This window comes from Reichenbachiella sp. 5M10 (assembly GCF_002742335.1).
GTDB lineage: Bacteria > Bacteroidota > Bacteroidia > Cytophagales > Cyclobacteriaceae > Reichenbachiella.
This window is the reverse complement of sequence record NZ_MDGR01000007.1, coordinates 429,429-441,335: the sequence shown is the minus strand read 5'-3', so window position 1 is coordinate 441,335 and position 11,907 is coordinate 429,429. Positions and strand designations below refer to the sequence as shown.

The following is an 11,907-nucleotide window of genomic DNA, read 5'->3' as shown; positions in this document are numbered from 1 at the left end:
AAAAAGGCGACTGCATCACGGGAAAGCAGTCGCCATTCCAAGCCTAAAATTGGCGAAGATTGAGGTAAATACCGTACGATTTAGGGGGTAATTCCGTACAAAAATCCTCCCAAACCTCTATTTTGGATTACTCTGCTACAACAGAATGGTTATAAACCATTGCTTGCTGTGCGACTACCTCTGCAAACCCTTCAGCAGTTTGAAACTCCGTCGTAGTAGGCTCCCATCCTGCCACGAAGAAATACTTCGGTGTATCGACAGACTGGAAAGACACATAGTAGGTTTCCGTGACACCTTCTCCTTCGTTGGCTGTTTCGGCAGCTGACACAAAAGATGTCTTCGGTACAATCACAGCCATACCCAAGTTATCCTTGTTCTCAGATTGTTGGTCAAATGTATAGATGTAATTGTTGGTCTCGGACTCTCCTTTGATCATCTCATCCGAGTGTTTGTTGACGATACCGGTCACCCAAGTGATGTCCTTTTGATCACAGAGTATCTCTTCTTGGTAACCATACTGTCCAGCCCAGATCGTGATACGCTCCGTGACTGCTAGACTTCCTACTGGCGTATCCCACCCCTGATGTCGTACATCAAAAATCGTTCGTACTGGTCCCTCGATGAGCACTTGATACTCACCACTTGCGGTATTGGCCAATCGCACTAGCGAATCCTCATACATCATGGCGACAGCTCCTGCTCCAAGGCTATTGCCCACCTTGAGCACATCCATACCCCAGGCATCCTGCTCGTGGTAGTTTTGACCCTTTGTCCCAGCCACATGCAATGTCATATCTTCGGTAGTTTTGCCATATATATCCTTGCCGTTTCTGGAGTCAAAGTACAAGCGAAAGCCTACTTTATCGTTTTCCCAAGCGGGGCCTTCCATCTGATACATCATCGGGTACTTCATCGCGATATTGTCTGGGTGTCTCTCCTCTTGATCCTTCTCTACAAATGCATCCGAACGGTTGTAGTCTACCCCTAGATACACACTTGTACGTGTCGCAAAATTCGGGTACTCTTGGGTTGTGACCAAGTCCAACACCAAGTCTGTACTAGCCTTTGTAGACACCAACAGAGCAATCTGATCCCAGTTGCCGTCCTGATCCAGATCATCCAATTGCTGAGGTACAACCACTCCATGATCCGCCAGCAATGGGAATACACCTTCATCCAGTGCACCCAACTTTTGCTCGATCAGCGCTCTCTCGATCACGACAGGCATTTCCTTGACATCTTCAGACAAGGTGTTTTTGAGCGTCACAGTCACCACTGGAGACTGACATGCTGCCAACCCCAGTAGTGCTAGTGTTATGATTCCTATATACTTCATTAGTCTTCGTTGCTTGGTTTGCCGATCGTCGCGAGGATCCCCCCATCGACATAGATCACTTGTCCATTGACAAAATCACTCGCCTTGGAACTCAAAAAGATCGCTGCGCCCTCCAAATCAGACGGGTCTCCCCATTTGCCAGCAGGCGTACGTCCCACGATGAAGTCATTGAACGGGTGTCCATCGACTCGAATAGGAGCAGTTTGGCTCGTCGCAAAATACCCAGGCCCGATTCCGTTGGTCTGGATATTGTGTTTGGCCCACTCTGTCGCCATGTTTTGCGTCAGCATTTTCAGACCACCTTTGGCAGCTGCATAGGCACCTACGGTATTTCTACCGAGCTCACTCATCATCGAGCAGATGTTGATGATTTTACCGCTCTTGCGAGCGATCATACCTTTCACCACATGCTTGGATACGATGAATGGGCTTACCAAATCCACCTTGATGACCTGCTCAAACTCCGCTACTTCCATCTCTTCGAGCGGCACGCGCTTGATGATCCCAGCATTGTTGACCAAGATATCAATGTCCCCTACTTCCGACTGGATTTTAGCGACAGCTGCTTTGACAGCTGCTTCGTCCGTCACGTCAAACTTATAACCGCTGACCTTGATACCTTCCTTTTCGTATTCTTTGATCGCATTGTCGATCTTTTCTTGCGATGAGTTGCCGTTGATCACGACCGTCGCTCCTGCTTTGCCAAGTCCCATCGCCATGGCCATCCCTAGACCATGTGTAGCACCCGTCACGAGTGCTACTTTTCCCTTTAAATTGAATAAATCCATGCTTCTTATCTTAATTCATTGATTGGACAAACATCCATATCTGTGTAGTCAAGATTCTCTCCTGCCATACCCCAGATGAATGTATAGTTAGATGTACCTGCACCTGAATGGATCGACCATGGAGGAGAGATCACCGCTTGCTCGTTTTGCATCCAGATGTGTCTTGTCTCGTCAGTCTGCCCCATGAAGTGACACACAGACTGCTCTGGAGGTACTTCGATATACATATACACCTCCATACGACGATCGTGCACGTGAGAGGGTAGGGTGTTCCATACACTACCTGTCTTGAGCTCGGTCATCCCCATCTGTAGTTGGCATGTATCTACCACACCGCCTATGAGCATTTGGTTTACTGTTCTCGCATTGGCGGTTTCGAGCGTGCCTAGCTCTAGCTTTTTCGCCTCTGCTTTGGTGACCTTCTTGTTGGGGAATGCATGATGTGCGGGTGCTGAGTTCAAGTAGAACTTCGCTGGGGCAGATGCGTCTTTGCTTTCGAAGATCACTTCTTTGGCTCCCATACCTACGTATAGTGCATCCTTATAGGTCAATTCGAAGGCCTCTCCATCTACGTATACCGTACCGTCCCCTCCGACATTGATCACACCGAGCTCTCTCCTTGCTAGGAAAGTCTCCGACTTCAACGGATCGATGGTTTCCAAGGTCAATTTCTTAGAAGCAGGCACTGCAGATCCAGCGATGTATCGGTCATAGTGTGTATAGACCAAAACAACCTCATCCGGCTTCATTAGATTGTCGATCAAGAACTCATTTCTTAGTTCTTTGGTGTCCAATTTTTTTACCGCATCTGGACTCGATGCATATCTTACTTCGTACGAAACACTCATGAGCTATTTCTTTTTGATTTTAAATTCCTTTGCACCAAAGGTAAATATTAAAAATACAATCGATTGTATTTTGTGTTGCTTTTTTATTTTATCTTCGCAACACCAATGAAAAAGAAGGCCACCATACACGACATAGCCCGTGAACTCAACATCAATGCCAGCACGGTCTCTCGGGCTCTAGCCGGTAGTCCACGGGTCAAAGAAAAGACCAAGAAGCTCATTCGAGACAAGGCTGCAGAAATGGGCTATGCACGCAATCATCTGGCCTCAAACCTTCGCACCCAAAAGACCACCACTATAGGTGTGATCGTACCCAACATCTCTCGGCACTTCTTCTCCACTGCCATCGGAGGTATGGAAGCCGTCGTCTCTGAGCAAGGCTACAACCTCATGATCTGTCAGTCACACGACAGCCCAGAGCGCGAAGCACAACTCGTCGATACACTCCTCGCCAATCAAGTCGATGGCATCATCTTGTCGATCGCTACCGAGCAGAGCGACGGGAGTCACATACAACGCATCGAAGCAAATGGGAAGCCGGTGGTGTTTTTTGACCGTGAATGCAAAACCATCTCAGGACACAACGTGCTCATAGACGACTTTTCGAGAGCCTATGAAGTAACCGAAAGCCTGATCCAAAATGGCTGCCGCCATATCATACACTTGGGAGGCAACAGTGAGGCCAGTATTTATCAAGAAAGGTTAAGAGGGTATAAAGAGGCGCTGAAAAAAAATAACATCAAATTTCAGGAGGATTGGGTCTTCAAAAGCCGCCTCAAACAACAAGACGGTCAAGAGATCGCCCAGCAACTGCTGACTAAGGGACAAATGCCTGATGCTATCTTCTCTGCCAACGACGTAGCAGCCATCGCAGCGATGGAAGTCCTTCAGAAAGCAGGCATCCGAATACCCCAAGAAATCAAGGTCTTTGGATTCAGTGGCGAACCCATCTCAGCCTACACCTCCCCCGCACTGAGTACTGTCAACCAAAACCCTAACCTCATGGGACAAAAAACAGCAGCACTCCTCCTCGATCAAATCAATGGAAAGGAGCTACCCGCCAACCAAACCATCATTCCCTCTGAGATCATCGTCAGACAATCCTCATTAAAAACAAGCTAACAACGTCTAGGTTCTTGGTTCTGAAAGTCTAAGTCTAGTATCTAACACTAATGTTCACAGTACATCAGATTCTCCTTGGTGATGATATCCAACGGCAAGCGCTGCTCGGGATCTACCTCCATGTTGAGTAGCAGGTGTTGATGCAGCGTCTGAATCGCTCGAAACCCCTGTTGCTTTGGTTGCTGATGGATCAAATAATTGATCGTCCCCTTCATCAGATAGTTCTTATTTTCCTCGATCAGGTCATAACCGACCATGCGTAATTTCAACTGCTGCTGCACCAGACCTAGCGAACGAGCCAACAGGTATGCTCTCGAATTGGGTACAAAAACCCGTACCGGCTTGTCACTCGCCTTCATATGATCTACCGCATCTGCCAAAGATAGCCCATCCTTTTCGAGATTGATCATGATGACATCTGGCCCATTTTCGACTTCTGTCAAGAAATCTTTCAGGCCTTGAATACGTGCCATGATGGTTTGATTGTGCAAATCTGCTTTGTGAAAAGTCGTCACATACAAGGCATAGTCCTCGGTATAGCCCTCGTGCAAAAGCCCCGCAGACATCCTCCCACTCTGGTAGGCATCCTGGCCTATGCGCGAAATACAATTGGGTAGCTGGATTTTGGAATCGACCAAAACCACCGGAACCTGACTCTCATGGAGCAATTGGATCACCGCACTGTCCTGTCCGAGAAATATAGGAGCCAGCACGATCCCGTCTGGTTCCTGTGCAAGTACTTCGCGCACCAACTGCTCTATGCGTACAGGTGAGTCTTCCTCCAAACTATAGTCATGCAAGGTCACCTGCAAAAAGTCGTGCTCTCCGACTGCCTTCTCTACCCCCTGACGGTGTTTGATCCAATACGGGTTTTGCTCCGGCAAGATCACCGCCAAATGATAGGTCTTGTTGAGCTTGAGGTTTCGAGCATACACATTTGACGAGTAGTTCCCCTCCTTGGCAATTTGTAGCACTCTTTCCTTGGTTTCTTCCGAGACACGTCCCCGATCGTGTAGCACCCGATCCACTGTCCCTATGGATACCTCCGCCTGTTTGGCAATCTCCTTAATAGTAATTCTCGGTTTCATATGAGAGCTAAAATGAACAAAATTATTTTGAATTCCAGTGCAATATAGTACATTTGTCAAAACCATGTTAACGTACACGCAATCACAACACTCTTCACCGAGTGTTTTTTAACTCTAGATTGCGGTAACGTACACACAAAAGAAAACATCATGAATACAATAGAGCATAAAGTAGTCGTCATCACCGGTGGAGGTGGAGTACTCTGCAGCACCATGGCGAGCCAACTCGCAGGCCTTGGAGCCAAAGTTGCGATCCTAGACCTGAAAAAAGAGAATGCAGAGCAGGTTGCCAAAGCTATCCGCCAAAAAGGTGGACAAGCCATCGGTGTAGAAGCCAATGTATTGGACAAAAAAAGTCTCCTAGCCGCACATGCTGAAGTAAACACACAGCTCGGTCCTTGCGACATCTTGGTCAATGGAGCAGGCGGCAATCACCCCAAAGGCACTACCTCCAAACCTTACTTTGATCCCAATGACCTAGAGTCTACCGAAGAATTGACAACTTTTTTCGATCTCGATCCAGAGGGAATCAAGTTCGTGTTTGACCTCAATTTCATCGGGACCCTCCTGCCCTGTCAGATTTTCGCCCAAGATATGGTCACCCGTCAAGCTGGCATCATCGTCAACATCTCATCGATGAACGCCTTCACACCACTCACTAAGATTCCAGCCTATAGTGGAGCGAAAGCCGCCATTTCTAATTTTACGCAATGGCTCGCCGTGCACTTCTCCAAAGTCGGCATCCGTGTCAATGCCATGGCGCCTGGTTTTTTCCTCACGGAGCAAAACCGCAGACTCCTCACCGAAGAAAGTGGTGACCTCACGGCACGTGGCAACACCATCATCGATCACACGCCGATGTCTCGCTTTGGGACACCTGAGGATTTATTAGGAACTTTGGAATGGCTCTGTGGGGATGGGTCCGCCTTCGTGACGGGTGTGACTATTCCTATTGATGGAGGCTTCAGTGCATTTAGTGGTGTGTAACAATGAAAAAGACTACAATGAAACTAGAACAAACCTGGAGATGGTATGGTCCCAATGATGGCGTCAGCCTCTCCGATATCCGACAAGCCGGTGCGACAGGCATCGTCTCAGCACTACATCACATCCCCAACGGAGAAGTATGGACAATCACTGAGATTCAAAAACGAAAAGAAGAGATAGAAGATGCAGGGCTCACTTGGAGCGTGGCAGAAAGTGTCCCGGTACACGAAGACATCAAAAAACGCAGCGGCAATTTCGAGAACTATATCGAGAACTACCGACAGTCCCTAATCAACCTCGGCCAATGCGGTATCGATACCGTATGCTACAACTTCATGCCCGTACTCGACTGGACACGTACCGATCTAGAGTATGCCTTCGGAGATGGCTCTACAGCACTGCGCTTTGACGTGACGGCCTTTGCGGCCTTTGAGCTGTTCTTGCTCAAACGACCCGGTGCAGAAGCGGCCTACACTCCTGACCAAATAGCGAAAGCCAAGACCTACCACGAGGCAATGAGCGAAGCGGACAAAACGAAACTCGTCGGCAACATCATCGCGGGGCTACCCGGCGCTGAAGAAGGCTACACCCTCGATCAGTTCCAAGCCGTGCTATCCTCCTACGATCACATCGATGCAGCGACTTTGAAAGCCAATCTATTTCAATTCCTGGCAGCCATAGTACCTGCTGCTGAGTCAGCGGGCGTACTGCTATGCATCCATCCTGATGATCCCCCATTCCCAATTTTGGGGCTCCCGAGAGTGATGAGTACGGAGCAAGATGTACATGACCTCTATGCAGCGGTAGACAGCCCGCACAATGGCCTCACCTACTGTACTGGGTCCTTCGGAGTGCGCGCGGACAATGATCTCGTGGGCATGGTCGAGCGCCTCGGGCATCGGATACACTTCATCCATCTGCGTGCCACCAAACGCGACGCGGAAGGCAACTTCCATGAAGCGGATCACTTGGACGGAGACGTAGACATGTATACTGTGATGAAAGCGCTCGTCGACGAACAAGACAAACGTACGGCACAAGGCCGCAAGGATCTACGCATGCCATTCAGGCCAGATCATGGGCACAAAATGCTAGATGACCTGACCAAGCAAACCAATCCGGGCTACTCCGCCATCGGCAGACTCCGAGGACTCGCCGAACTGAGAGGACTAGAACTCGGAATCAGACGTAGCAAGGACCAGTAAGTCCTTGCTACATTAGTACCTCAAACCATTTATAAAAGTACAATGTGATGAAAAAATTCTTAGGCTCAGACTTCCTGCTCACCAACGACGTAGCAGCCGAACTCTACCACAACTATGCGGCAAAGATGCCGATCATTGACTACCACAACCACCTCTCTCCCAAAGATATCGCCCACGACAGGCACTACCTAAACATCACCGAAGCATGGCTCGAAGGAGACCACTACAAGTGGAGAGCCATGCGTGCCAATGGGATCAACGAAAACTTCATTACAGGTACCGCGGATCCAAAAGAGAAATTCTCCAAGTGGGCAGAGACCGTCCCCTACACCCTGCGCAACCCGCTCTACCACTGGACACATCTGGAGCTACAGCGCTATTTTGGCGAAAGCCAACTGCTCAACCCACAATCCGCTGATGCGATCTACGAGTCCACTTCGAGCCAACTGCAGCAAGCAGACATGGGCTGTCAAGGTCTACTGATCGGGCAACAAGTCAAGGTGGTTTGCACCACAGACGATCCTACCGATAGTCTCGAGCATCACCGAGCCATCGCTGCAGCCAACATTCCACTGAAAGTGCTACCGACTTTCAGACCAGACAAAGCACTCAACGTCTCTGACCCCAAAAGCTACAACGCCTACTTGGACCAACTCGCCGAAGTATCTGGTTCATCGATCCAATCCCTCAGCGACTTGCTGCTTGCCCTTCAAAACCGCGTGGACTACTTCGACAGTCTAGGTTGCAAACTGTCGGATCTGGGATTCAATACCATCCCGATGTACAACAAGAAAGAAACGAGCTACGAGGGCTACTTCGAAACGGTCAGAGCAGGGCAATCTCTGTCCATCGAGAAAGCAGAAGCCCTACAGGCCTACATCCTCCTCGAACTCTGCAAGATGTACCACACCAAAGGCTGGGCACAACAGTTTCACCTAGGCGCACTCCGCAACAACAACGCCCGTGCACTCCGCGAACTCGGACCTGACACTGGTTATGATTCGATGGGGGATTTCAAACAAGCCGAATCGCTATCGACATTCCTCAACAAACTAGATGACACCAATCAGCTCGCCAAAACCATCCTATACAACCTCAACCCGAGCGACAATGAACTCTTCGCTACCATGGTCGGCAACTTCAACGACGGCCAGATCATCGGCAAGATGCAGTTCGGTACCGGATGGTGGTTTTTGGATCAAAAGACAGGGATGATCAATCAGATGAATGCCCTCTCCAACATGGGACTGCTCAGCCGATTCATCGGGATGCTCACGGACTCTCGAAGCTTCCTCTCGTTCCCTAGGCACGAGTACTTCCGCCGCATCCTTTGCCAACTCATCGGACAGGATGTAGCCAATGGTGAGATTCCACATGACATGGATCTACTCGGACAGATGGTCGAAAACATCTCGTACCACAATGCCAATGCCTACTTTGGTTTTGACAAAAAATAGCAAGAAAACCCTATATTCATTGACTGATCACCTCAGTGTATCGGTCAATGAATAGAAGTTGTGAAAAAGTGAAAACAATAAAATACAATCGATTGTATTTTCGATTGTATTTAGCATAAATTGCACCATACAGCTAAAGTCGGCGCAAGGAAAAGCAGGAATAAACAGGCCTTCGCCTCCTTTTACCCTTGTCATCAAGACAAAAACGATGCTCACTGTGAGCATAAAAAGAAGAAGCATGATTGTCAAACGAAACATAGACTGAGTGAACATGAAGATCAAGAATCACTGGTGGATAATACTGAGTGCGTGCCTACTGATGGCCTGCACCAAACAAAGCGACACACGCAACCTAAAATTGGCGCACAGTCTCAATGCCCAACACCCAGTACATCTGGGCATGGTCGAAATGGGCCGCATCCTAAAGGAAATCTCGGATGGCAAAATGACTATGGAGATCTACGCCAACGGCCAACTCGGACAGGAACGTGACCTACTCGAACTCCTACAGATCGGTAGTCTCGATATGACCAAGGTATCCGTCGGGGCCTTGGAAAATTTCGTCCCTGAGATGAAGGTCCTCACTCTCCCATATATATTTAGAGACTCAGCCCATAGATGGAGTGTACTCCAAGGCCCTATCGGCAAGCAACTCCTCGAAAAAGGCAGCAAGTACTGGCTCAGAGGACTATGCTTCTACGATGCAGGCAGTCGTAGTTTCTACTCCAAAACCAAACCCATCCTATCTCCGGATGACCTAGCAGGAATGAAAGTTCGCGTGATGAATAGCCAGTCGGCCTTTGACATGGTCCATGCTCTCGGTGGTTCTCCTACCCCGGTATCCTTCGGCGAACTCTATACAGCACTGCAACAAGGTGTCGTAGATGGCGCAGAAAACAACGCGCCGAGCTTTTTCACCTCCCGCCACTACGAGGTATGCAAGTACTACTCGATAGACGAGCATTCTACTATCCCCGATGCACTCATCGTGAGCACCTACCTATGGGAGAGCCTCTCTGAGCAAGAACGCTCTTGGTTACAAGAAGCCGCTGACCGATCTGTCAACTATCAAAAGAAAGTCTGGGCTGCCTCTGTACAAGAGTCCCTGACCAAAGTACAGGCAGCAGGTGTAGAGATTTTTCATCCCGAAAAATCCCCCTTTGAAGCCAAAGTACAAGGGCTCTACCAAGCCTTTGAGACAGATCCAGAGCTCAAGCAACTCATAGAAGAAATTCAAAATCTAGGCAAATAAGAATACGAGCATGACGATAAGACAAAAACTTGATTCATACTTAGAGATAGTCCTCAGCCTATTGCTAGGCTTGATGGTGCTCAATGTACTGTGGCAAGTCGCCTCACGGTTTCTACTCAACGACCCCAGTGCTTTCACTGACGAACTCGCCCGCTACCTGCTGATATGGGTAGGCTTACTCGGAGCAGCCTATGCCACAGGCAAACGCATGCACGTGTCGATAGACCTCATCACCCGCAAGCTCAACGAAAAACAACAAGTCGTACATTTTCGACTGATCCGATTCATCATCCTGTGCTTTGCAGTGTTTGTATTGATTCTAGGAGGGACTCGACTGGTGTACATCACCTTCATCCTCGGACAGACCTCCTCTGCCATGCAGGTATCACTGGGCTATATCTATCTGGCCTTGCCACTGAGTGGCCTGTTGATCTGCTATTATACGATTTGTGACCTTTTGAACATCGACTAAGCCATGGAGCATTTAGAAATATACACGCTTGTTATCAGTTTCATTCTTTTCCTCCTACTCGGTGTGCCCGTCGCATACAGTGTAGGACTCTCATCGCTACTGACCATCTTGGTCAACATCGACACCATGCCGGCCTTCACAACCATCGCACAGCGCATGGGGACTGGCCTAGATAGCTTTTCACTTTTGGCTATCCCCTTTTTCATCCTTGCCGGACAGATCATGAACCAAGGAGGGATTGCTCAGCGTCTCATTGCATTCGCGAAAGCGCTCGTCGGGTCACTCCCTGGAGGACTAGCCTATGTCAACATCATCGGCGCGATGCTCTTCGGCGCGATCTCTGGGTCTGCCATGGCAGCCGTATCCGCCATCGGCGGGACTCTCGGGCCACAGATGGAGAAAGAAGGCTATGAAAAATCATACGGCGCGGCAGTCAACATCGTCTCATCGACGACTGGACTCGTCATCCCTCCCTCCAACATCCTGATCGTCTACTCACTCGCCAGTGGCGGAGTATCGATCGCCGCACTGTTTCTAGCAGGCTATGTGCCGGGCATACTGATGGGACTGACCCTGATGATCATTGCAGCGGTCTATGCCAAAATCAAGAACTATCCGCGAGGTGCAAAATCATCGATAGGCAATGTCCTACGTACCTTCGTCGATGCACTGCCTAGCCTCATGATGCTGGTCGTCGTGATCGGTGGTATCGTCGTAGGGATATTCACCGCGACCGAAGCGTCTGGGATCGCAGTACTCTATACCTTCGTGCTCTCGCTGATCTACCGAGAACTCTCCATGGACAAAATCCGTCAGATCGCCATCAGCTCTGTGAGTACCACCGCAGTGGTGACCCTACTGATCGCCTGCTCGATGAGTATGTCATGGATCATGGCCTACCAAAACATCCCACAGGCCGTCACCGATGGGATCCTCAGCGTCTCTGACAACCCCATCGTCATCCTGCTGCTGATCAACATCATCTTGCTCGCCGTAGGAATATTCATGGACATGACCCCAGCGGTATTGATCTTTACACCGATCTTCCTACCCGTAGTAGAGACCATCGGGATCGATCCAGTCCACTTTGGGATCATCATGGTTATGAACCTCTGTATCGGGCTATGTACCCCACCTGTAGGCTCGGTACTCTTCGTCGGCATAGGCGTAGCAGGCATCCCACTAGAGAAAGTCATCAAACCGCTGATCCCGCTTTTCATCGCAATGATCGCCGTACTGATGCTCATCACCTTCTTTCCGAGCATCACGATGTTCTTGCCCAACTGGATGGGCTAACCCTCCGCAGATACAAAATCAAAAGTCCCCCACCAAGACAGCCATGTTTAGATGCG

11 protein-coding genes are annotated in these 11,907 nt (G+C 49.3%); 7 read left to right on the top strand and 4 right to left on the bottom strand.

All coding sequences use genetic code 11. From position 1 onward, the window contains the following. Positions 1–127 precede the first annotated feature (127 nt). Genes BFP72_RS01855 through kduI form a run of 3 tightly spaced genes read right to left on the bottom strand, consistent with a single transcriptional unit; the run spans position 128 to position 2,972 of the window. On the bottom strand, positions 128–1,336 hold the full coding sequence (locus tag BFP72_RS01855; RefSeq protein ID WP_099597487.1) for a DUF4861 family protein: 1,209 nt from the start codon (positions 1,334–1,336) through the stop codon (positions 128–130). Next, positions 1,336–2,124 carry a gluconate 5-dehydrogenase gene (locus tag BFP72_RS01850; protein ID WP_099597486.1) on the bottom strand — a complete coding sequence of 263 codons (789 nt, stop codon included), beginning with the start codon at positions 2,122–2,124 and terminating at the stop codon, positions 1,336–1,338. The genes BFP72_RS01855 and BFP72_RS01850 overlap by 1 nt, the downstream gene beginning before the upstream one ends. A 5-nt stretch (positions 2,125–2,129) precedes the next feature. Next, entirely contained in the window at positions 2,130–2,972 is an 843-nt protein-coding gene (kduI, locus tag BFP72_RS01845; RefSeq protein WP_099597485.1) for a 5-dehydro-4-deoxy-D-glucuronate isomerase, read from the bottom strand. Between the two features lie 105 nt (positions 2,973–3,077). On the opposite strand from kduI, the gene BFP72_RS01840 reads away from it, so the two are divergent. Continuing rightward, positions 3,078–4,094 (top strand): LacI family DNA-binding transcriptional regulator, encoded by a 1,017-nt coding sequence (locus BFP72_RS01840; RefSeq protein ID WP_099597484.1) that lies wholly within the window; start codon positions 3,078–3,080, stop codon positions 4,092–4,094. 47 nt (positions 4,095–4,141) lie between these two features. Here BFP72_RS01840 and BFP72_RS01835 read toward each other — a convergent pair whose 3' ends face one another. Beyond that, on the bottom strand, positions 4,142–5,182 hold the full coding sequence (locus BFP72_RS01835; RefSeq protein WP_158233237.1) for a LacI family DNA-binding transcriptional regulator: 1,041 nt from the start codon (positions 5,180–5,182) through the stop codon (positions 4,142–4,144). Between the two features lie 150 nt (positions 5,183–5,332). On the opposite strand from BFP72_RS01835, the gene BFP72_RS01830 reads away from it, so the two are divergent. The 6 genes from BFP72_RS01830 to BFP72_RS01800 all read left to right on the top strand — a co-directional run bounded on the left by BFP72_RS01830 (position 5,333) and on the right by BFP72_RS01800 (position 11,851). Further along, positions 5,333–6,169 (top strand): SDR family oxidoreductase, encoded by an 837-nt coding sequence (locus BFP72_RS01830; RefSeq protein ID WP_099597482.1) that lies wholly within the window; start codon positions 5,333–5,335, stop codon positions 6,167–6,169. Positions 6,170–6,186: 17 nt separating this feature from the next. Further along, entirely contained in the window at positions 6,187–7,374 is a 1,188-nt protein-coding gene (gene uxuA, locus BFP72_RS01825; protein WP_099600654.1) for a mannonate dehydratase, read from the top strand. A 47-nt stretch (positions 7,375–7,421) separates the two neighbouring features. Continuing rightward, entirely contained in the window at positions 7,422–8,831 is a 1,410-nt protein-coding gene (gene uxaC, locus BFP72_RS01820) for a glucuronate isomerase (RefSeq protein ID WP_099597481.1), read from the top strand. A gap of 271 nt (positions 8,832–9,102) precedes the next feature. After that, on the top strand, positions 9,103–10,083 hold the full coding sequence (locus BFP72_RS01810; protein ID WP_099597479.1) for a TRAP transporter substrate-binding protein: 981 nt from the start codon (positions 9,103–9,105) through the stop codon (positions 10,081–10,083). 10 nt (positions 10,084–10,093) lie between these two features. After that, positions 10,094–10,555, top strand: a complete 462-nt coding sequence (locus tag BFP72_RS01805) for a TRAP transporter small permease (protein ID WP_099597478.1) — start codon at positions 10,094–10,096, stop codon at positions 10,553–10,555. Between the two features lie 3 nt (positions 10,556–10,558). Then, entirely contained in the window at positions 10,559–11,851 is a 1,293-nt protein-coding gene (locus tag BFP72_RS01800; RefSeq protein ID WP_099597477.1) for a TRAP transporter large permease, read from the top strand. The last annotated feature ends 56 nt before the right edge of the window (positions 11,852–11,907 follow it).